Raw genomic sequence first — 21,440 nt, 5'->3', positions numbered from 1 at the left:
CGCTATCAGGGGCAGCAGGATCTGCGCTTTCCCGAGTCCTACGACCCGCGGTCTGCTGGGGGGCGGGCCGAGGCGGAACCGCAGCAGGGGCGGCGGGGGGCCGATGGGCGGTTCCATCAGGATGCCCGCTCTCAGGACCCGCGGTCTTCTGACCCGCGGTCTTCTGACCCGCGGTCTTCTGACCCGCGGTCTTCTGACCCGCGGTCTTCTGACCCGCGGTCTTCTGACGCGCGCTCATCGGACCCGCGGTCTTCTGGCGACCGAGCTCGGGACCCGCGTGCTTCGGACCCGCGTGCTTCGGACCCGCGTGCTTCCGACCCGCGTGCTTCCGACCCGCGTGCTTCCGACCCGCGTGCTTCCGACGCCCGCGCTTCGGACCCGCGCGCTCAGGATCCGCGCTCTTCGGATCGGCGCTCTTCGGACCCGCGTTCTATCGATCCTCGCGCTCAGGATGCCCGTTCTGGGGATCCGCGTTCGTCCGATCCGCGTTCCTCTGAGTCGCGTTCCTCTGAGTCGCGTTCGTCCGACCCGCGCTTCTCCGACCCGCGCTTCTCTGACCTTCGTTCGCCCGAACCGCGTTCCTCGGGTTCGCGTTCGTCCGAGCTGGGCTCCTCGGGGCCGCGCTCGCAGGATTCGCGTTCTCAGAGCTCGCCGGCTTCGGATCCGCGTGGCGGGCGGGAGTCACACTCCGCGCCGCGGCCCGGGGCTCAGGAAGATCCGTTCTACGGGCCGCGGCCGGGGTCGACGGCGGCTTCCCAGCAGCCTGCGCGGCCTGTCAGCCGGGAGACGCCCGCCTACCAGGGGCCGGGTCAGACGACGCCGGTCGCGCCCCGCCAGGCGCCGCGGCCGACACCGCCGGATCCCGGCTGGGCTCCGCCGGTCGATCCCCGTCCGGCTACGCCGCTGGGACCGCGCTCGGCGCCACCGGCGACCGACCCCAGGCCGATGTATCCGGGTGGCGGCTCGCGGCACAGTGCCGAGCCGCCTACAGATCCTCGTTTCCCGGCGCCGCTGCGTGCCGTGCCGCCCTCGGAGTCGCTGCAGCCACGGTCGGCGCCGCCCGCGGCCCGCCCGGCTGCCTACTCGTCGCAGCCGCCTGCGCACTCCGCGCCGCCCGTGCACTCCGCGCCGCCCGTGCACTCCGCGCCGCCCGTGCACTCCGCGCCGCCCGTGCACTCCGCGCCGCCGGCGCCTGTGGCGCCGGCTGCGTATGCCGGGCCGTCGACGCAGTCTTCGCCTCAGCAGCCGCCGGTGCGGCCTGTCGAGTCCGCGCCGCCTGTGCGGTCGGCACCGCCTGCTTACACCGGGCCACCTGCGCATTCGTCGACGCCGGCGGCATACGCCGGGCCTCAGCAGGCCGGGCGAGTTCGGGATGATGCGCCGCAGCAGGCGCCGGTTTCGGGAGCTGCTTACTACCCCGGCTCGCCTGTGGCACCGGGGCGGCCGGCCGAGCCCGGGTCGAACCGGCCCGCGTCGCCGCGGTCGGCACCTCCCGGCTACTCCGCGCCCTGGCAGCAGGACCAGTCGACGCCGGCCGATTACGTGCGGCCTGCCGACGCCGGTCGGCCCGTTTCCGGAGTCCCGGGCCCTGCGGCGCCCGCTGCCCACTCGTCGCCGGCCCGGCCTGTGTCGGCTACTCCCCCGGCGCGTCCTGTGCCGGAAGCGGTGCAGTTCCCGCCGGTGGTCAACCAGCAGCAGGCGCCGCCGGTGGTGCGGCCTACCTCGGCCCAACCTGCGCATTACCGCCCCGCGCCGCCGGCACATCCCTACGAGCCGCAGCCACGCCACGCGCCCGGGCCCGAGGACCGCCAGGCGGTTCAGCAGACACCGCCCGTTTCGCCGCCGCAGCGTTCCGTCGAGCCCACCGTGTCCATTTCGCCGCCGCAGGCCCGCGTCGAACAGAGCTCGCCGGCTCAGTCTCGGGTTGAGCACGCCGCGCCGGCTTCCCGCCCGGACCGCGTCGGGCCGGCCGCGCCTGTTTCACCGCCCCCGGCTCCCGTCGAGCCGGTCAGGCCGGTTTCCCCACCCCAAGCCCGCGTCGAGCCTGTCAGGCCTGTTTCCCCGGCCCAGGCCCGCGTCGAGCCGGTCAGGCCCGTTTCACCGCCCCAAGCCCGCGTCGCGCCTGTCAGCCCTGTGTCGCCGCCGCGCGGTCCTGAGGAGGGGGTTGCGCCCGTTTCGCCGGCCTCGGGTGCTGCGGAGCAGGTGGCGCCGGTTTCGCCGTCGGCGTGGTTCGAAGGTGAGGAGCCTGCGGACGGCACCGCGCCCGATGTCGAGGCGACCGGGCGGATTCCGGCCGCTGATGAAGTCGAGCGCGAGGCCGCAGCACGCGAAGACGCAGCACCGGAGGCGGCGGCTGAGGGCGACGAGGGGCACGGGCTCGGCTGGTTGTTGTCGATGAGCGGGCTCGGCGCGGTCACCCGCGAACCGGAACCCGTCTCCCCCGCGCCCGCCGACCTCGTGGCCGAGACACCCGACATCACCGCCGATGCGCCGGTCAGCGCCCTGCCGGTGAGTCCGGTGCCGGTCAGTGCTGCCCCGGTCAGTGCCGTCCCGGTCAGCGGGCCTCCGCAGAAGCAGGACTGGTTCTCGCCCACCACCGAGACACGACTGGTCGTCCCGAAGGCCGCGCAGGAAGAGACCGAGGAAGCCGCTCCGCCGGTCACCGCGCCTGCGCAGCCCGACGAGGTCACCACCGCGCCCGCTCAGCCTGAACAGGCCACGACCGCGCCCGCGGAGCAGACCGAGTCGGCCGAGGTGATCGGCGCGGAGCCGGTGGAGGCCGAGCCCGCCGACGAAGAGCCGGCGGTGGACGAGTTCCGGGCCGAGGTTCCGGACACCAGCAGCGTGGACAGCAAAACGGCCCTGCCCGGCGACGAGCCGCAGGACGACACTGCACCGGAGGCAGTTGCCGACGACAACACGGCCGATGCTGAGGCAGGGATTCCCGGCGGGCCGATCGAGGAAGACTCAGGGCCGCTCGTCGTCGAGGCAGTTGTCGTCGAAGGTCCGCTCGTCGACGGTGAAGTCGTCGATGCGGTTGTTGTCGAGGCAGTGGTGGTCGAGCCCGCCGCCGAGGCTCCCGCTGAGGAGGCGGCCGATACCGTCGAACCGGCTACCGTCCATGCCACCGTGGGTGAGCCCATCACAGCCCCCGAGCCGGTCACCGTCGAGGACCCGGTTGCGACCCCCGAGCCGGTCAGCGCGGACGAACCAGTCCAGCCCGGCCGACCGGATGCCGTGGACGAACCTGCTCAGCCCAGTGGGGCGGATGCCTTCGACGAACCCGCCCTGGCCGAGACCGGTGAGCCCGTGGAAGCGGCCGGGCCCGGTGAGCCGGCGGCCGAGGACGAACCAGCCCCGACGGAGGCCGGCGAGCCGGTTGCCGACGACGAGCCCGTCGCGGACTACGAGCCTGTCACGGACTACGAGCCCGTTGCCGACTACGAGCCCGTCACGGACTACGAGCCCGTTGCCGACTACGAGCCCGTCACGGACTACGAGCCCGTTGCCGACGATGAGCCTGTCACCGTCGACGAACCGGCCATCGCTGAGACCAGCGCGACGGTCACCGTCAGCGAGCCCGCCGCGGCCGAAGAAGAGGACGAGCACGTCGCCCCAAGCGCCGAGGCCGGGCCGGTGCTAGCGCCGAGTATGCAGTTGCCGGCGTTGTCCGTGGCTCCGCCGCCGGAGCCGGAGTTGGAGCCGCTGCGACGCCGGGCTGATCCGGAGCAGATTCTGGCCACGTACCCATGGACGTTTGATGAGCGGACGTTGCGGGAGGTTGTCGACGACCCGGACCGGCTGCTGGATGTGCGGGACCGGCTGACCGACAAGCTGGAGTATGCCGAGCGTGACACCGTCCGGGCCCGGCTCCTCAGTCTGCGCGCGGTTGTTTCGCGCGTGCTGGGTGATCTGGGCCGGGCGCTGGCTGATGCTCGGGAGGCGTTGCGGCACGCCGAGGCGACCGGGGAGTTGCGGCGGACGGCGATCGTGCAGGCGCGGCTGGCGCACGTGCAGCAGTGGCGGGGGGATTTTGCCGAGGCTGACCGGATCTTCGAGGAGGCGAACTCCGTCGAGTTGCCGGACCGGTTGCGGGCGGAGATGCACGTGCAGGCCGGGAAGTCCTGTTACGAGCAGGGGCGGTACCTCGAGGCCTGCAATCATTTCGAGGCGGCGCTGGAGTTGCGGCGGGTCGAGGATCCGGATCTTGTCGCGCGTACCGAGGCGGCTCTGGATGCGGTGATGGCGCGGGTGCGGGAGGCCGGGTGGGGGCCTTATCCGCGGTCGCGGGAGGAGATCCTGCAGCAGACGCGGCCGCCGCACCCGGCGGTCGACTACGAGTCGGGCTGGCAGGGGTATGCGGACAGCAACGGCGACGTGGTCATCGGCGAGCGGTACGCCGACGCGCAGCCGTTCCACGAGGGTGCGGCGTGGGTGCGCCGGCCCGGCACCGACGCCTGGGAGCTGATCGACGAGACCGGCGGGCTGCTGATCGACTCGGCCAGCGGTTATGTGCAGGCCGGGCCGTTCGGTGACGGGCTGGCGTGGGTGTCGCGGGATCCGGTGGGTGGCTGGTTCGCCGTCGACTGGCACAACCGGGTCATCGTGCCGGGCGGGTTCGACGACGTGCGGCCGTTCCGGCGGGGTCTGGCGGCGGTGAAGCGTGGCGGCTGGGGTGCCATCGACCGGCACGGGCGGGTCGTGGTGCAGCCGAAGTTCCGGCGGTTCGCGACCGAGCTGATCGCCGGGGGCCCGGTCGAGGGGTTCACGGCGGACGGTCTGGCGGTCGTCGACGCCGGTGACCGGCTCGGTGTGGTGGACCGGACGGGGCAGTTCCTGGTCGCGCCGGTGCACGCCCGGCTGGTCATCCACCCGGTGGCGTTCATCGTCGGTGACCGTGAGGGCCGGTGGGGTGCGCTCGACCGGGGCGGTGAGCCGATCGTCGACGTCGTGCACTCCCGGGCCGCCGATGTGGTCGACGAGATCGAGCGCCTGCTCTCCGACACCCGGCCGGTTCTGTAGGAGCCAGGTAGTTTCGGGGCATGGAATTCCGTCACCTCGGCCGCTCCGGCCTTCTGGTCAGTGAGATCGCGTACGGCAACTGGATCACCCACGGTTCCCAGGTCGAGGAGGAGGCCGCGGACGCTTGTGTCAAGGCCGCCCTCGACGTGGGCATCACCACCTTCGACACCGCTGACGCGTACGCGGGGACCCGAGCCGAAGAGGTCCTCGGCCGCGCGCTCAAGGGTGAGCGCCGGGAAGGTCTGGAGATCTTCACGAAGGTCTTCTGGCCGACCGGCCCGGGCCCGAACGACCGCAGCCTGTCCCGCAAGCACCTGATGGAGTCGATCAACGGCTCGCTGCGCCGCCTGCAGCTGGACTACGTCGACCTGTACCAGGCGCACCGCTACGACTACTCGACGCCGCTCGAGGAGACGATGCAGGCGTTCGCCGACATCGTGCACTCCGGGAAGGCCCTGTACATCGGGGTGTCGGAGTGGTCGGCGACGGAGATCCGGGCGGGCTGGGAGCTGGCCCAGGACCTGAAGATCCAGCTGGTGTCGAACCAGCCGCAGTACTCGGCGTTGTGGCGGGTCATCGAGGCCGAGGTGGTGCCGACGTCGATCGAGCTCGGCATCGGCCAGGTCGTCTGGTCGCCGATCGCGCAGGGTGTGCTCACCGGCAAGTACGAGCCGGGTAAGCAGCCGCCGGCCGGTTCGCGGGCGACCGACGACAAGTCCGGGGCGGACTTCATCTCGCGGCTGCTCAGCGACGAGGTCCTCACCGCCGTGCAGCAGCTCAAGCCGCTCGCGGAGCAGGCGGGGCTGTCGATGGCGCAGCTCGCGGTGGCCTGGGTCCTGCAGAACTCGAACGTCTCCGCGGCGATCATCGGGGCTTCGCGGCCGGAGCAGGTCCGCGACAACGCCAAGGCGTCGGGTGTGAAGCTGGACGACGACCTGATGGCGGCGATCGACAAGGCGCTGTTCCCGGTCGCCGAGCGCGACCCGGCCAAGACGGTCAGCCCGGCGCAGCGTCCCTGACCGTGCTCCCGGCGCCCCCGTCCGGGGGCGCCGGGGTCACAGGGACGACCAGAAGCGCATGTAGAAGAGCCCGACCTCGCCGAGCCCGTCCGGGACGCCGATCAGGCCGGCCAGCCAGCTGACCAGCGTGAAGAACCATTCGTTGATCCGCGACTGCCAGAGCAGCACGAAGAGCAGGATGAAACCGTACGGCGCGAAGAGGTTGTACGCGCGCTGGTAGGGCGGGCTCAGCCACGGCTGGACGATGTTGCCGCCGTCGAGGCCGGGCACCGGCAGCAGGTTGAGCAGACTCGCCGTGACCTGCAGGAACGCCAGCGCGCCGAGGGCCACCCAGAAGTCGCCGTGGTTGCCGCCGACCACGACCCCGCCGGAGCCGTCGCTCATCAGCACCACGTCGGAGCCGGCGCCGAACGCGAACGGGATCGCCAGCAGCAGCGCGAAGACGACGTTGGTCGCCGGGCCCGCCGCGCTGATCAGCGACTCCTTGGCCTTGCTGCGGATGTGTGCGTGGTCGACCCAGACCGCGCCGCCGGGCAGGCCGATGCCGCCGAGGATCACGGCCACCAGCGGCAGCACGATCGACAGCACCGGGTGGGTGTACTTCAGCGGGTTGAGCCGCAGGTAGCCCCGGTCGGCGACACCGCGGTCGCCGGAGAAGTACGCGACGATCGCATGGGCGTACTCGTGGAGGCAGAGCGAGAGCACCCAGCCGGAGACGACCAGCAGGAAGACGTCGACCCGCACGTTGCCGTAACCGGTCCACGTCATCCAGCCGGCGACGGCCGTGACCGCGAGGATCCCGACGAAGACGGGACTCGGGACGAACGCGCTCTTCGGCGTGCCTTGCGAGACCTGATAACTCACTCGGCCGGCAGCAGACTCATCTTGTAGTCGACCCGGTCGTCCTCGACGAGGGTGACCTGGGTGACCCCGGCGGCTGCGAGCTCACGCCACGCCTGGCCGATCCACGACTCGGCGTCCGCCTGGCTGCTGAACGTCTCGGTGGGGCCGGCCACCGGCTGCCCGTCGACGCCCTCGTACCGCCAACTCCACGGCATTCCGCCGCCTCCCTCAGGTGTCGAACTTCAGTCCTGTTCCCACCCTACGGTGTGCCGGCCGGTACGCCCGGTACGCCCGCGCCCATCGAAGCCGGGTCGCCCTGCATGATCGCGACGCCCGGCCCTAAAGTACGGGGCATGTCTGCTGACGGGTGGAGTTCGGTCCTGGTGCTCGGCGGGATCCGGTCCGGCAAGTCGGCGTTCGCCGAGGCGCTGGTCGCCGGCGCGGCGTCGGTGCGGTACGTCGCGACGTCCGCCGGTGGCGAGGACGACCCGGAGTGGCGCGCGCGGATCGAGACGCATCAGCGCCGCCGCCCGCAGTCGTGGACGACCGAGGAGACAGGCGCGGACCCGGCGCAGCTGGCAGCCGTGCTGGCCGGCGCCAAGCCCGACGACACGCTGCTGGTCGACGACCTCGGCGGCTGGGTCGCGGCCCTGCTCGACCCGGCGCAGCAACCGAACGACGACGTGGCGACGGTGACCGCGCTGGCCGAGGCGGTCCGGGCGTGTGCGGCGCGGGTGGTCGTGGTCAGCCCCGAGGTGGGCCTGTCGCTGGTGCCGGCCACGCCGGTCGGGCGGGCGTTCGCGGATGCGCTCGGCACCGCCAACCAGGCGCTGGCCGCGGCGTGTGACCGGGTGGCGTTTGTCGTGGCGGGCCGTCCGACGTGGCTGAAGACCGGCGCGGACGAGCCCGGCATCGTCACGGACCTGGAAGCCGAGAACGCCGAGACGGCCGCGCCCGCGGAAGGCCTGGCCGTCGACACAGCCGCAATGCACGACGCCATGACCGCCGCGACCCCCACACAGCCCACGAGCCCGGCGGAAGAAACAGAAACCAGGAACGAGCCGCTCACCCCGGCCGAGGCGATCGCCGCCCACCGCGCCCGCACGGCCGACGCGGGCGCCCTCCACGCCCCGACCATGGCCCTCCCCCTGGTCGCCTCCGGCACGGTCATCCAGCCCGGCATGGACATGCCGCTCCCGGACAGCGACGCCGGCCCCGACGCCCGTGACCGCCTGGCCAATGTCGACCTGCCCGGCGCGGGCATCGGCATGCTCATCGAGGCGGTCGAGTTCGCGGCCGCCACCCAGAGCACGTCCACCCCGCGCCCGTGGGGCCCGGTCCGGGTCCTGCTGATCGACGGCCGTCACGCCGGCGGTGCCGCGGCGGGCGCCGATGTGGAGGATTCCGAGCGCCGGGCCGCGCAGGCCGAGGCCGGCGAGGGCGCCCTGGGCACCCTGGCCGCGACCGCGGACGCCGACATCGTGGTCGTCCGGACCCCGCCCTCGGGGGCCATGGAGGACGGACCGGTGATCGACGCCGACACCGTCGACGCGGCGCTGCGGCAGGGCTGGGAGCTCGCCGACGCGGCCGCCGACGCCGGTCGCGACGTGCTGATCCTGGGGTCCTGCGGCGCGGGTACGGAAGCAGCCGCGACCGCCGTGCTCGCCGCGACGACGGGCGCCGAGCCGGTCGCGATCCTGCCCCGGGTGCTGGTGCCGGGCGGCTTCTACGACGACAACGCGTGGATGGTGCGCTGTGCCGCCGTCCGCGACGCCATGCACCGGATCCGGCAGGAGCCGCGCGGTGCCAAGGACATCCTGGCGCAGCTCGGTGGTGCCGATCTGGCCGTGGCCACGGGCGCGATGCTCGGGGCGTCGGCCCGGCGGATGCCGGTGCTGGTCGACGGTCCGCTGGGCATCGCCGCGGGTCTCATCGCCCGGGACATCTCGTCGCAGACGCGGCACTGGTGCCTGCTCGCCGACGCGGGCACCCACCAGTTGGTCAAGCAGGGCGCGGACGTGCTCGGCCTGACCGCGGTGCTCGAGCTCGGTCTCGACCTGGGTGAGGGCACCAACGCGCTGGCCGCGCTGCCGCTGCTGCGGTCGGCGATCGCCCTCGCGAGCGCGCTGCCGGTGCACCCGGCGCTGCTGGCCGGTCACGGCGACGCCGGCCTGTCGGCGGACGACGACGCGGACTTCATCGAGCCGGAGCCGGACGGTCCCGGCCCGGCCCGTGCTTGACGGTCTGCGCCTGGCGCTCACCACGCTGACGGTCCTGCCGGTACGCACCGGCCGGGTCGACCGCGCCTCGGCCGCCGTCGCCATGAGCGTCGCGCCGCTGGTCGGGGCGCTGCTCGGCGCGGTCCTGGCCGGTCTTTTCGTGCTGCTGGGCCAGGGCCTGGTCGCCGCCGCGGTCACCGTCGCCGCGGGTGCGCTGCTGACCCGTGGCCTGCATCTGGACGGTCTGGCGGACACCGTCGACGCGCTCGGTTCCTACCGTGACGGCGCCGGTGCCCTCGAGATCATGAAGAAGCCGGACATCGGCCCGTTCGGTGTCGCCGCGATCGCCCTCGCCCTGCTGATCCAGGCGGCCGCGCTGACCGAGGTGGGTCCGGTCGCGATCGTCGTGGCCTGGGCCGCCGGACGGCTCGGTGTGACGGTCGCCTGCCGCCGGGGCGTGCCCGCCGCCCGCCCCGAGGGGCTCGGCGCCCTTGTCGCGTCGACCGTTCCCGTGCCGGTGGTCCTGGGTGTCGCGGCCCTCGTCGCCGGTGCGGCGGTGTGGGCGGTGCCGGGCCGTCCGTGGCAGGGGCCGGCCGCCGTCGCCGCCGCCCTGCTCGTCGTGGTCCTGCTGCTGCGCCACGCGGTACGCCGCTTCGGCGGCATCACGGGTGACGTGCTCGGCGCGGCTGTCGAGACGACCACCACCCTGGTGCTGGTCGCCCTGACCCTCGGCTAGCGGACCGACGTCTTCACGAACGGCGGCTTGACGACCCGCGCCTCGACCCGGCGGCCACGGATGTCGATCTCGACCAGGTCGCCGTCGGCCGGTGCGGTGGCGGTGTCGAGCAGGGCCAGGGCGATGCCGACCTTCTTCGTCGGGGAGAACGTGCCGCTGGTCGTCTCGCCGATGAGCGTCTCCCCCGCGTACACGTGCATGTGACCGCGGGGAATGCCGCGACCGGTGAGCTCGAGGCCCCGCAGCTGGCGCCGGGGACCGGCGGCCTTCTCGGCGAGGAGCGCGTCGCGGCCCCAGAACGCGGGCTTGGACCAGCCGACCGCCCAGCCGGAACGGGCCTGCACCGGGCTGATGTCCAGGGTGAGCTCCTGGCCGTGCAGCGGGTAGCCCATCTCGGTGCGCAGGGTGTCACGGGCGCCGAGCCCGCAGGGCCGCACACCGGCCTCGACCAGCGCGTCCCACACGGTGACCGCGTCGTCCCACGGCACGACCAGCTCGTAGCCCTGCTCGCCGGTGTAGCCCGTGCGGCAGACGATCAGGTCCACGCCGTCGATCTGCGCGGGGTTGAACGACATGTAGTCGTGGCCGGTCGGCAGGCCGAGCCGGGTGACCGTCTCGGCCGACTGCGGCCCCTGCACGGCGAGGATCGCAAACTTGCGGTGCTCGTCGGTGACCGTGATGCCGTCCGGCGCGGCCTCGGCGAGGCGGCGCACGACCTCGGCCGTGTTGGCGGCGTTCGGGATGAGAAAAACCTCGTCCGGCCCGATCAGGTACGCGATCAGATCGTCGACCACACCGCCGGAGGGATCGCAGCACAGCGTGTACTGCGCCTTGCCCGGGCCGATGCGACCGAGGTCGTTGGTGAGGCAGGCGTTGACGAAGTCCGCCGCGCCCGGACCGCTGACCCGTGCTTTGCCCAGGTGGGAGACGTCGAAGATGCCGACGGCCTCGCGGACCGAGGAGTGCTCGCGCAGGACGCCACCGCCGGCGTACTCCAGGGGCATCTCCCAGCCGCCGAAGGCGGCGAACTTGGCGCCGAGCGCGACGTGGCGCTCGTGCAAGGGCGAAAGGAGCGGGGTGGCGGCCTCGGCAGACATGAGTGGCAACTTACCCGTGACCTTGAGTGTGGTTAGCATCGGCGGGACACCACACACCGTCCGGCGCAACCCGTGCCGGGGTGAACCCACCGTCGGAGCGTCCCACGAGGGAGCTCCGGCCTCAGCCGTCGCGGAGAGCCCGAGTGACCCACCCCGCCCCCTCCCTCAGCCTGGTCGACAGCGACCCCGCCGAACTGGCCGTCGATGCGATCGTCATCGGGCTGCACAGTCAGCCCGACGAGGGTGGCGCGTTGCTGCCGGCCGCCGGCGCGGAGAGCATCGCCGCCGCGTTCGACGGGAAGCTGACCTCGACGCTGGCCCTGCTCGGCGCCACCGGCGCACCCGGCGAGGTGACCAAGCTCGCCACGCTGGGCACCATCGCGGCGCCGCTGGTCGTCGCCGTCGGTCTCGGTGACGAGCCGTCCGGTTCGGCGCCCGCCACCGAGACCCTGCGCCGCGGGACCGGCGCCGCCGTCCGTGCGCTCGCCGGCAGCGGCACCGTCGCGCTGGCCCTGCCCGTCCCGGACGACGCCGACGCTCCCGGTGTGCTGCGCACGATCCTCGAGGGTGCGCTGCTGGGGTCGTACAGGTTCGCCGGTTACAAGACCAAGCCGCAGCCGGGCCGGCGTGACCCGGTCAAGGCCCTGCAGGTCGTCGTGGCCGACGCCGCGGACGCCGCCGCCTCCTCCGAGGTCGAGCGGGCCGGGATCGTCTCCAAGGTCGTCCGCCTGACCCGCGACTGGGTCAACACCGCGCCCAACGACCTGCGCCCGCCGCAGTTCGCCGACGCCGTGGTCGCCGCCGCGGACGGCACCGGCCTCGAGGTCGAGGTCCTCGACTTCGACCAGCTCAAGGCCGGTGGTTACGGCGGCATCGTCGCGGTCGGCCAGGGCTCCGAGGCGCCGCCGCGGCTGGTCAAGCTCACCTACACCCCGCAGGGTGTGGAGAACCCCAAGCGGGTCGCGCTCGTCGGCAAGGGCATCACGTTCGACACCGGCGGCATCAGCATCAAGCCGACCGCGGGCATGTGGGAGATGAAGTCGGACATGGCCGGTGCCGCCGCGGTCGGCGCCACGATGCTCGCCGTCGCCGCGCTCAAGCCGCCGGTCGCCGTCACCGGGTACCTCGCGATGGCCGAGAACATGCCGTCCGGTACGGCGTACCGGCCGGGTGACGTCATCACGATGTTCAACGGCAAGCGGGTCGAGGTGCTCAACACCGACGCCGAGGGCCGGATGGTGCTCGGCGACGCGATCGCCCGGGCCTGCGCCGACGGCACCGACTACGTCTTCGAGACCTCGACGCTGACCGGCGGCCAGGTGGTCGCGCTGGGCAAGCGCATCGCCGGTGTCATGGGCTCGCCCGAGGCCTGCGAGCGGGTCAAGGTCGCCGGTGACTCGGTCGGCGAGCCGGCATGGCCGATGCCGCTGCCCGACGACGTGCGCAAGGGCATGGACTCCGAGATCGCCGACATCAGCCAGGTCAACGCGAGCATGGACCGCGCCGGGCACATGCTGCAGGGCGGTGTCTTCCTGCGGGAGTTCGTCGCCGAGGGTGTCGAGTGGGCCCACATCGACATCGCCGGGCCGTCGTACCACTCCGGTGAGGCCACCGGTTACTGGACGAAGGGCGGCACGGGCGTGCCGGTGCGCACCCTGCTGACCCTGATCGACGACGTCGCCGCGAACGGCTGACCGCCGAAGTGCCGCCCGGTCTCAGGCCGGGCGGCGCTTCTGCCGCTCGTTGTAGTCACGCATCCGCTGCGGGTAACCCATGAGCCGGATGTCGTAGATCGGCATGGCGAGCTGGTGCGCGAAGCGCCGGGCACCCTCCGGGGAGTCGACACGCCGCCGGGTCCACTCACCGTCGTGTGCGACGAGCAACAGCGTGGTCTCGGTCACCGTCGTCTCGGGCTCGATGAAGCCCTCCACACCACGCCGCGACCGGACGAACTCAGCGAGATGCTCGAGACCGGCACGATCCGCCTGCCGTCCGGCCCCGCGGGCCGGCTCCCTGCGCCGCCGGAACCAAGCCACGCCCCACTCCTTACGGTCAACTGCCGCAAGGGTACGTCCTGACCGGTTTTGTTGGGCACCTGGATACATAGACGAGCCGGGTAAGTGACAAGATGGCCGGGACAGCTGTGACCGTTTCCACCGTGTGACCCACGTGGCAACGACGCGATCCGGGAGTAGACGTGAGCCAGCCTGGCGGAACCTTCGACATCGTGATCCTCGGCGCCGGCAGCGGCGGTTACGCCGCCGCGCTGCGTGCGGCCGAGCTGAACCTGTCGGTGGCCCTGATCGACAAGGCGGAGTTGGGCGGCACCTGTCTGCACCGCGGCTGCATCCCGACCAAGGCGCTGCTGCACGCGGCGGAGGTGGCCGACCAGACCCGCGAGAGCGAGCAGTTCGGCATCAAGGCCGACCTGGTCGGTGTCGACATGGCCGGGGTCAACGCCTACAAGGACGGCGTTGTCGGCCGCCTCTACAAGGGCCTCCAGGGCCTCATGAAGCAGCCGAACATCACGCTGGTCCAGGGCGCCGGCAAGCTCGTCTCCCAGGACACGGTCGAGGTCGACGGTCAGCGGTACACCGGCCGCAACATCATCCTCGCGACCGGCTCCTACTCGCGGACGCTCCCGGGCCTCGAGATCGACGGCACCCGCGTGCTGGCCAGCGAGCACGCCCTCAAGCTCGACCGCGTGCCGACCTCCGCGATCGTGCTCGGCGGCGGTGTCATCGGCGTCGAGTTCGCCAGCGTCTGGAAGTCGTTCGGCGCCGACGTGACCATCCTCGAGGCGCTGCCCCGGCTGGTCGCCGCCGAGGACGAGGAAATCTCGAAGCAGCTCGAGCGCGCGTTCCGCAAGCGGAAGATCAACTTCAAGGTCGGCAAGCCGTTCGAGAAGGTCGAGCACACCGAGAACGGCGTGAAGGCCCACCTCGCCGGCGGCGAGACCGTCGAGGCCGAGATCCTCCTGGTCGCCGTCGGCCGTGGCCCCACGACCAAGGACCTCGGGTACGAGCAGCAGGGCATCACGCTCGACCGCGGTTTTGTCATCACGAACGAGCGCCTGCACACCGGCGTCGGCAACATCTACGCGGTCGGCGACATCGTGCCCGGCCTGCAGCTGGCCCACCGCGGCTTCCAGCAGGGCATCTTCGTCGCCGAGGAGATCGCGGGGAAGAGCCCGGCCGTCATCGACGAGAACGGCATCCCCCGCGTCACGTACTCCGACCCCGAGGTCGCCTCCGTGGGCCTGACCGAGGCGAAGGCCAAGGAGCAGTACGGCGCCGAGCAGGTGTCGACCTACAACTACAACCTCGGCGGCAACGGCAAGAGCCAGATCCTCAAGACCCAGGGCTTCGTGAAGCTGGTCCGGGTCAACGACGGGCCGGTCGTCGGTGTGCACATGGTCGGCGCCCGGATGGGCGAGCTGGTCGGCGAGGCGCAGCTGATCTACAACTGGGAGGCGTTCCCGGAAGAGGTCGCCCAGCTCGTGCACGCCCACCCGACGCAGAACGAGGCGCTCGGTGAAGCGTTCCTCGCGCTGGCCGGCAAGCCCCTGCACGCCCACGCCTGACCACGATTCCCGTTCTTTAGCGGTTAAGGAGTTCTGAGAGATGCCGGTATCGGTCACCATGCCGCGGCTCGGTGAGAGCGTCACCGAGGGCACCGTCACGCGCTGGCTGAAGCAGGAGGGCGAGCGGGTCGAGGCCGACGAGCCGCTGCTCGAGGTCTCCACCGACAAGGTCGACACGGAGATCCCGTCGCCCGCCGCCGGTGTGCTCTCGCGCATCGTCGTCGGCGAGGACGAGACCGCCGACGTCGGCTCCGAGCTCGCGATCATCGCGGGTGACGACGAGGACGCCGGTTCGGCTTCGCCCGCCCCTGCCCAGGAGCAGGAGGAGGAGGAGGAGCCCGAGCCGGCCGCGCTCGACGAGCCCTCGACCGAGAAGCCCGTCGAGGAGGAAGCGCCGGCGCCGAAGACTGCGGCACCGACCGGTGGTGGCGAGGGCACGGCCGTCAAGATGCCCGCCCTGGGCGAGAGTGTCACCGAGGGCACGGTCACCCGCTGGCTCAAGCAGGTCGGCGACTCCGTCGAGGCCGACGAGCCGCTGCTCGAGGTCTCCACCGACAAGGTCGACACCGAGATCCCGTCGCCGGTCGCCGGCACGCTCCTGGAGATCAAGATCCCCGAGGACGAGACCGTCGAGGTCGGCGCCGACCTGGCGATCATCGGCGCCGAGGGCAGCACGCCCGCCGAGGCCCCGGCCCCGAAGCAGCCCGAGCCCGCCCAGGCCGAGGCTCCGAAGGCCGAAGCGCCCAAGGCCGAGGCTCCGAAGGCGGAGGCCCCCAAGGCCGAGGCCCCGAAGCCCGCCGCGCCCGCGCCGCAGCAGCAGTCCGCGCCGCTGGTCGAGTCGAAGCCCGCCCCGGAGCCCGAGCCGAAGGCGCCCGCCCAGCAGGCGCCCGCCCAGCCCGCCGCCCCGGCCGCCGAGACGGTCAAGGCGAACGGTGCCGGCGACGCCGGTTACGTGACCCCGCTGGTCCGCAAGCTCGCCGCCGAGAAGGGTGTCGACCTCGCGTCGCTCACCGGCACCGGCGTCGGCGGCCGGATCCGCAAGCAGGACGTCATCGAGGCCGCCGACAAGGCCGCCGCCGCGAAGGCCGCCCCGGCTCCCGCCGCCAAGGCCGAGGCGCCGGCACCGGCTGCGGCGCCCAAGGCCGCTCCGAGCCCGCTGCGCGGCCGCACCGAGAAGCTGACCCGGATCCGCGCGACGATCGCTCGTCGCATGGTCGAGTCGCTGCACATCTCGGCGCAGCTCACCACGGTGGTCGAGGTCGACCTGACCAAGGTCGCCGCCCTGCGCCAGAAGGCCAAGGCGGACTTCCAGGCCAAGAACGGCGCGAAGCTCACCTTCCTGCCGTTCCTCGCCCTGGCCGCGGTCGAGGCCCTGCGTGAGCACCCGGTGGTCAACTCGTCGATCGACCAGGAGGCCGGCACGGTCACCTACCACGACGGCGAGCACCTGGGCATCGCGGTGGACACCCCGAAGGGCCTGGTCGTCCCGGTCATCCGGGACGCCGGCGACCTCAACCTCGCGGGCCTGTCCAAGCGGATCGCCGACGTGGCCGAGCGCACCCGCAACAACAAGATCAGCCCGGACGAGCTGTCGGGCGGCACCTTCACGCTGACCAACACCGGCAGCCGGGGTGCGCTCTTCGACACACCGATCATCAACCAGCCGCAGGTCGGCATCCTCGGCACCGGCGCGGTCGTCAAGCGCGCCGTGGTCGTCGACGACCCCAACCTGGGCGAGCTGATCGTGCCGCGTTCGATGATCTACCTGGCGCTCAGCTACGACCACCGGATCGTGGACGGCGCGGACGCTGCCCGCTTCCTGGTGACGATGAAGGAGCGCCTGGAAGCCGGTCAGTTCGAGGGAGACCTCGGCCTGTCCTCGTAAAGAGCCGGAATGCGAAAGAGGGGGCGCCTGCGTCCCCTCTTTTGTTTTGAGCGGGTTCAAGTTCGGGCAATGATGGAGGCATGCGCATCCTCCTGGCCGGCGCGTCCGGCTTCCTCGGCACGCGGCTCGTCGAACGCTTCCGTGCCGAAGGGCACGAGCTGACCAAGCTGGTGCGCCGTCCCGCCCAGGCGGCCGACGAGGCCACCTGGAAGCCGTCCTCGGGCCAGCTCGACCCGGCGCTGGTCGCCGGGGCCGACGCGGTGATCAACCTGGCCGGGGTCGGTGTCGGTGACAAGCGCTGGAACGCCCGGTACAAGAGCCTGATCCGCAGCAGCCGGGTGGACACGGCCGGCACGATCGCCCGCGCGATCAAGACCCTGCCCGCCGCCGACCGCCCCCGCGTCCTGCTGCAGTCCTCCGCCGTCGGCTGGTACGGCGACACCGGCGACCGCCCGGTCACCGAGGAGGCGCCGGCGGGCACCGGTTTCCTGGCCGACGTGTGCCGGGTGTGGGAGGCCGCCGCCCGCCCGGCCGAGGACGCCGGCACGCGGGTGGTGCTGCTGCGCACCGGTCTGCCCCTGGACGAGCACGGTGGTCTGCTCAAGCCGCAGATGCTGCTCTTCCGGCTCGGCATCGGCGGCAAGCTCGGTGGTGGCAAGCAGTGGGTGCCGTGGATCGGTCTCGCCGACTGGCTCTCCGCGACCGGTTTCCTGCTCGACCGCGACGACGTGAACGGCCCGGTCAACATGGTGGGCCCCGACCCGGTCACCAACGCCACGTTCACCCAGGTTTTCGGGCGTGTCCTGAATCGCCCGGCCGTGCTGCAGGTGCCGGGGATCGCCCTGCAGGTGGCTCTGGGCGAGTTCGCCGGCGAGGCTCTGCGCAGCCAGAGGGTGCTGCCGGGTGTGCTCGAGCGGGCCGGTTTCCGCTTCTCGCAGCCCACTCTGGAGGAGGCGCTGCGCGCCGCGGTCGACCAGGAATCGAACGCGGCGGCCTGAGTCCCGGCCCGGACTTGCTAACCTGCGGCTGGTGTCCGTCGTCGCCGCAGCGCCTTCCGAGTCCGCCGATCCGCCGGTCGTCACACCGACCCGCACCGGCGGTCTTCTGTCGTGGCGTCCCCACCTGATCGTCGCCGTCGCGGCCCTCGCCCTCGCGGCGTGGGTCACCAACGGCCTGTGGCAGGACCCCGCCGGGCACGTCGTCGCCAAGAACGCCGGTGATCAGGCCTTCTTCGAATGGCTGCTGGGTTACGGCGTCTACCTGCTGGGGCACGGCGCCGATCCGTTCTTCACGGACCTGATGAACACCCCGCTCGGCGTCAACCTCGCGGCGAACACGTCCATCACCGTGTACATCGTCCTGTTGGCACCGCTGACCGTGCTGGCCGGTCCGCAGGTGAGCTTCGCGGCGATCCTGACCCTCAACCTGGCCGGCTCGGCGTTCGCCTGGTACCTCTTCCTCCGCCGATACCTGGTGAAGCGGTCCGCGGCCGCGGCGCTGGGCGGCTTCTTCTGCGGCTTCGCGCCCGGCTTCATCTCGCACGCCAACGGCCATCTGAACTGGACCGCCGGCTGGGTCGCGCCCGTGGTGCTGTGGTGGGTGCTCAAGCTCCCCGAGCCGAAGCGCTGGCTCCGGAACGGCATCATCCTCGGCCTGCTGGTGGCCGTCGGCTTCTCCATCGCCGCCGAGGGGCTGTTCTTCACCGCGCTGGCCAGCGGCGTCTTCCTGATCACCCGGTCGCTGCTGCCGGCCTGCCGGTCCGAGGCGCGCCGGGCCGTGCCGACGGTCCTCGCCGGCCTGGGCGTGACCGCGGTCGTCGCCGGCGCGCTGCTGGCGTACCCGTTGTTCATGCACTTCGCCGGGCCGCAGACGTTCAGCGGGACCGGTTTCAACCAGGCGCACTACGCCGAGGACATCGGCGCCTACTTCGAATATCCGACCCGGTCGGTCGCCGGCTGGCTCGGCCTGGGCAGCGCCCTGGCGCCGAACCCGACCGAGGAGACGTCGTTCTTCGGCCTGCCGTTGCTGGTCCTCGTGGTCGTCGCGATGGGAATGCTGCGACGGCACGCGACACCCAGCCGCTTCGCGACCTTGACGGCGCTCTCCACCGTCGGCGTCGTCTTCCTGGTGCTGTCCCTCGGACCGCAGCTCAAGTTCTTCGGCGGCACCACAAGCATCAAGCTCCCGTACGCCGCCCTGCTGCACCTCCCGCTCTTCGACTCGGCCCTGCCCGGCCGCCTGGCCCTCGTGGTCGTCGGCGTGATCGGCATCGTCCTGGCCCTGACCGTCGATCGGCTGCTGACCGAGCCGATGCCGTCGACCCGGACACACACCCTGTGGGCGGCCGGCTTCGCGGTGGCGCTGGTGCCGCTCTTCCCGATGCCGGTGCTCACGACCGAACGCGCCCCGGAGCCCTCGTTCATCGCGGACGGGATCTGGAAGGACTACGTCAGCGACGGCGGTGTGCTGACCACGCTGCCGTTCGCGACCACGGACACCGCTGACGGGCAGCGCTGGCAGGCGTACACGATGGCCCGGCGCGGGGAGCAGTTCCGCATCCCCGACGGGTATTTCCTCGGGCCCGGCGGGCCGGACGGCACGGGCCAGATCGGGGCCACCCAGCGGCACACCGACTGGCTGTTCTTCCGCGCGGCCCTGTACGGCTACGTGATCCCGCTCGACGACTACGACCGCCAGCAGGCCCGGGACGACTTCGCGTACTGGAAGGTCCAGGCCGTGTTCCTGCCGGACCAGATCACGGGATCGCAGAGCCCGCTGTTCCGCGCCGCCGTGGAGATGACGGCGACCGACCTGCTCGGTGAGCCCGAACGTGTCGGCGGGGTGCTGCTGTGGCGCATCCGCCCCGGGATCGATCCGCTCTCCAAGAGCTAGGCTCTTGTTCGTGACGACTTCTACGCTGCAGGTCCTGCGCCCGGGCCTGGTCGATTACCGCGAGGCCTGGGACGAGCAGCGGCGGCTGCACGACGCCGTGGTGGCGGGCACCCGGCCGGACACGATCCTGCTGCTCGAGCACCCGAGCGTCTTCACCGCCGGCAAGCGCACCGAGCCGCTGGACCGGCCGACGGACGGCACCCCCGTCGTCGACGTCGACCGGGGCGGCAAGCTCACCTGGCACGGCCCGGGTCAGCTCGTGGGGTACCCGATCGTCAAGCTGCCCGACCCGATCGACGTGGTGGCGTACGTCCGCCGCGTCGAGCAGTTGCTGATCGACGTCTGCGCCGAGTTCGGTGTCACGACCGACCGCGTCGAGGGCCGCAGCGGCGCCTGGGTGCGCGCCGACGACCGTGGCCCCGACCGCAAGATCGCGGCGATCGGCATCCGCGTGTCCCGCGGTGTCACCCAGCACGGTTTCGCCATCAACGGCGACTGCGACCTGGCGAACTACGACCGCTTCGTGCCGTGCGGCATCCGCGACGCGGGGGTGACCTCGCTGAGCTGGGAGCTGGGCCGGCCGGTGACGGTCGCCGACCTGCTGCCGGTTGTCGAACGCCACCTGCCGACCCTGCTGTGAACCTCTACCGCGACCCGCTGGACAAGCGCGTCTTCGTGCCGACCAGGAACGGCCGGGTGCTGCTGAACTTCGGCCACCCGATCGCCTGGGCGATCGTCGTCAGCACCACGATCATCCCGCTGGTGGTTGTCGTCGGCATCACCATCGCCGTGCTGGCCTGACTCAGGGTGTGACCCGGGTCAGGTCGCGCGGGAACGCCGTGACCTCGCGGACGTTGGACGCACCGGTCAGCCGCGCGACAAAACGCTCCAGCCCGATGGCAAAACCGCCGTGCGGCGGCATCCCGTAGCGGAACGCGTCCAGATAACCCTCGTACGGCGCGGTGTTCCCGCCCAGGGCCGCCTCGTAGTCCTCGTAACGGTGCAGCCGCTGCCCGCCGGTGACCAGCTCGAGCCCGCGGAACAGCAGGTCGAAGCTGTTCGACCAGGCCGGGTCGGACGGCTGCGGATGTGTGTAGAACGGCCGTTTGCGCATCGGATAACCGGTCACGAAGACGAACTCCGACCCGTGCTCGCGCAGCGCCCACTCCCCCAGCGCCCGCTCGTGCGCGGGCGCCAGGTCGGGCTCGTCGGCCGGCGCACCGGCGATCTTCAGCGCGTCCGAGAAGTGCAGTGCCGGGATCTCCGCAGGCACCTCGGGCACCTCGAAGCCGGTCCGCTCCGCAACGGTGGCCGTCATGCCGGCGATCACCTCGGTCAGCACCGCCATCACGTCCCGGTGGTCGCCGATGAACCCCAGCTCGGCGTCGAGCGACGTGTACTGCGCCAGATGCCGGGCCGTGTCGTGCGGCTCCGCCCGGAACACCGGCCCGACCTCGAAGACCCGCTCGAAGACGCCGACCATCAGCTGCTTGTAGAACTGCGGCGACTGCGCCAGATAGGCCGGCCGCCCGAAGTAGTCGAGCGCAAAGACGTTCGCCCCCGACTCGGTCGCCGACGCCACGATCTTCGGCGTGTGGATCTCGACGAACCGCTGCCGTGCCAGCGTCGCCCGGAACCCCTCGGTCGCGGCCGCGGAGATCCGCAACGCCGCTGCGCGGCTCGGATGCCGCAGAGCCAGAGCCGCATGGTCCAGCTGAGTGGGCAGGCTAGCCCCGAGCGCGGGCCGATGCAGCTCGAACGGCAGCGGTACGCCCACAGCGTTCAAGATCTGCAAGGTCGGACCGGTGAGCTCGACCCCGGCCGGGGCCGCGGAGTTGGCGGTGACCGTGCCGGTGAGCGAGACGACCGACTCCTCGGGCAGCGTCTCGATCCGGGCGCGCAGCTCCGGCTCGGTGACGACAACCTGGGTGAAGCCGGCGGCGTCCCGGACGATCAGGAAGGCGACGGCCTTGAGCAGCCGGCGGCGGTGGACCCAGCCGGCGACCGTGACGGTCTCGCCGGTGTGCCGGGCCAGTTCGGTGGAGAGGATGCGTTGCATGGCTGTTGACCTCCTCGGTGACTGCAACGCGGCCCCAGGGAGGCGTGGGCGAGCGGGATCCTCGCGGTACCACCACACCTTCACG

16 protein-coding genes are annotated in these 21,440 nt (G+C 72.0%); 11 read left to right on the top strand and 5 right to left on the bottom strand.

Going from position 1 to position 21,440, the window contains the following annotated elements; all coding sequences use genetic code 11:
- The first annotated feature begins 2,202 nt into the window (after positions 1-2,202).
- Together AFR_RS46705 and AFR_RS09415 are read left to right on the top strand one after the other, a co-directional pair.
- A complete protein-coding gene (locus AFR_RS46705) occupies positions 2,203-5,022 on the top strand; it encodes a WG repeat-containing protein (RefSeq protein WP_023359746.1) in 2,820 nt (939 codons plus the stop codon).
- 20 nt (positions 5,023-5,042) lie between these two features.
- Positions 5,043-6,041: an aldo/keto reductase family protein gene (locus AFR_RS09415; protein ID WP_023359744.1), complete on the top strand. Its 999-nt coding sequence runs from the start codon at positions 5,043-5,045 to the stop codon at positions 6,039-6,041.
- 36 nt (positions 6,042-6,077) lie between these two features.
- On the opposite strand, the gene AFR_RS09410 is transcribed toward AFR_RS09415, so the two are convergent.
- Both AFR_RS09410 and AFR_RS09405 read right to left on the bottom strand, forming a co-directional pair.
- The gene (locus AFR_RS09410; RefSeq protein ID WP_023359742.1) at positions 6,078-6,905 is read right to left on the bottom strand and encodes a site-2 protease family protein; all 828 of its coding nucleotides are present in this window, start codon (positions 6,903-6,905) and stop codon (positions 6,078-6,080) included.
- Entirely contained in the window at positions 6,902-7,099 is a 198-nt protein-coding gene (locus AFR_RS09405; protein WP_023359740.1) for a hypothetical protein, read from the bottom strand. The genes AFR_RS09410 and AFR_RS09405 overlap by 4 nt, the downstream gene beginning before the upstream one ends.
- A gap of 138 nt (positions 7,100-7,237) precedes the next feature.
- Between AFR_RS09405 and AFR_RS09400 the strand changes: the two genes are divergently transcribed.
- On the top strand, positions 7,238-9,124 hold the full coding sequence (locus AFR_RS09400; protein WP_041840726.1) for a bifunctional adenosylcobinamide kinase/adenosylcobinamide-phosphate guanylyltransferase: 1,887 nt from the start codon (positions 7,238-7,240) through the stop codon (positions 9,122-9,124).
- On the top strand, positions 9,117-9,839 hold the full coding sequence (gene cobS / locus AFR_RS09395) for an adenosylcobinamide-GDP ribazoletransferase (protein WP_023359736.1): 723 nt from the start codon (positions 9,117-9,119) through the stop codon (positions 9,837-9,839). The genes AFR_RS09400 and cobS overlap by 8 nt, the downstream gene beginning before the upstream one ends.
- On the opposite strand, the gene gcvT is transcribed toward cobS, so the two are convergent.
- Positions 9,836-10,936: a glycine cleavage system aminomethyltransferase GcvT gene (gene gcvT / locus AFR_RS09390; protein ID WP_023359734.1), complete on the bottom strand. Its 1,101-nt coding sequence runs from the start codon at positions 10,934-10,936 to the stop codon at positions 9,836-9,838. The genes cobS and gcvT overlap by 4 nt on opposite strands.
- A 143-nt stretch (positions 10,937-11,079) precedes the next feature.
- On the opposite strand from gcvT, the gene AFR_RS09385 reads away from it, so the two are divergent.
- A complete protein-coding gene (locus AFR_RS09385) occupies positions 11,080-12,630 on the top strand; it encodes a leucyl aminopeptidase (protein WP_023359732.1) in 1,551 nt (516 codons plus the stop codon).
- 21 nt (positions 12,631-12,651) lie between these two features.
- Here AFR_RS09385 and AFR_RS09380 read toward each other — a convergent pair whose 3' ends face one another.
- Positions 12,652-12,972, bottom strand: a complete 321-nt coding sequence (locus AFR_RS09380) for a hypothetical protein (RefSeq protein WP_023359730.1) — start codon at positions 12,970-12,972, stop codon at positions 12,652-12,654.
- Between the two features lie 161 nt (positions 12,973-13,133).
- Between AFR_RS09380 and lpdA the strand changes: the two genes are divergently transcribed.
- From lpdA to AFR_RS09350, 6 genes are all read left to right on the top strand, one after another.
- Positions 13,134-14,519: a dihydrolipoyl dehydrogenase gene (gene lpdA, locus AFR_RS09375; protein WP_023359728.1), complete on the top strand. Its 1,386-nt coding sequence runs from the start codon at positions 13,134-13,136 to the stop codon at positions 14,517-14,519.
- Positions 14,520-14,559: 40 nt separating this feature from the next.
- The gene (sucB, locus tag AFR_RS09370; RefSeq protein ID WP_023359726.1) at positions 14,560-16,404 is read left to right on the top strand and encodes a 2-oxoglutarate dehydrogenase, E2 component, dihydrolipoamide succinyltransferase; all 1,845 of its coding nucleotides are present in this window, start codon (positions 14,560-14,562) and stop codon (positions 16,402-16,404) included.
- Positions 16,405-16,484: 80 nt separating this feature from the next.
- Positions 16,485-17,402, top strand: coding sequence for a TIGR01777 family oxidoreductase (locus AFR_RS09365; protein ID WP_023359724.1), 918 nt, complete (start codon positions 16,485-16,487; stop codon positions 17,400-17,402).
- Positions 17,403-17,433: 31 nt separating this feature from the next.
- Positions 17,434-19,296: a DUF6311 domain-containing protein gene (locus AFR_RS09360; protein WP_023359722.1), complete on the top strand. Its 1,863-nt coding sequence runs from the start codon at positions 17,434-17,436 to the stop codon at positions 19,294-19,296.
- 4 nt (positions 19,297-19,300) lie between these two features.
- On the top strand, positions 19,301-19,936 hold the full coding sequence (gene lipB, locus AFR_RS09355; protein ID WP_023359720.1) for a lipoyl(octanoyl) transferase LipB: 636 nt from the start codon (positions 19,301-19,303) through the stop codon (positions 19,934-19,936).
- The gene (locus AFR_RS09350) at positions 19,933-20,097 is read left to right on the top strand and encodes a hypothetical protein (protein WP_023359718.1); all 165 of its coding nucleotides are present in this window, start codon (positions 19,933-19,935) and stop codon (positions 20,095-20,097) included. The genes lipB and AFR_RS09350 overlap by 4 nt, the downstream gene beginning before the upstream one ends.
- Position 20,098: 1 nt before the next feature.
- Here the strand turns inward: AFR_RS09350 and aspS are convergent, their stop codons facing one another.
- Positions 20,099-21,355: an aspartate--tRNA(Asn) ligase gene (gene aspS / locus AFR_RS09345; protein ID WP_023359716.1), complete on the bottom strand. Its 1,257-nt coding sequence runs from the start codon at positions 21,353-21,355 to the stop codon at positions 20,099-20,101.
- Positions 21,356-21,440 lie beyond the last annotated feature (85 nt).

Source organism: Amorphoplanes friuliensis DSM 7358, assembly GCF_000494755.1.
Lineage (GTDB): Bacteria > Actinomycetota > Actinomycetes > Mycobacteriales > Micromonosporaceae > Actinoplanes > Actinoplanes friuliensis.
Note: the sequence above shows the minus strand (reverse complement) of the source record. Positions and strands in the feature narration are given on the sequence as shown.

Bases quoted from the DNA above. Each gene is read 5' to 3' on its own strand.
- AFR_RS09415 (WP_023359744.1), top strand. From the start codon at position 5,043: ATGGAATTCCGTCACCTCGGCCGCTCCGGCCTTCTGGTCAGTGAGATC.
- AFR_RS09405 (WP_023359740.1), bottom strand. From the start codon at position 7,099: ATGCCGTGGAGTTGGCGGTACGAGGGCGTCGACGGGCAGCCGGTGGCC.
- AFR_RS09400 (WP_041840726.1), top strand. From the start codon at position 7,238: ATGTCTGCTGACGGGTGGAGTTCGGTCCTGGTGCTCGGCGGGATCCGG.
- gcvT (WP_023359734.1), bottom strand. From the start codon at position 10,936: ATGTCTGCCGAGGCCGCCACCCCGCTCCTTTCGCCCTTGCACGAGCGC.
- sucB (WP_023359726.1), top strand. From the start codon at position 14,560: ATGCCGGTATCGGTCACCATGCCGCGGCTCGGTGAGAGCGTCACCGAG.
- AFR_RS09365 (WP_023359724.1), top strand. From the start codon at position 16,485: ATGCGCATCCTCCTGGCCGGCGCGTCCGGCTTCCTCGGCACGCGGCTC.
- aspS (WP_023359716.1), bottom strand. From the start codon at position 21,355: ATGCAACGCATCCTCTCCACCGAACTGGCCCGGCACACCGGCGAGACC.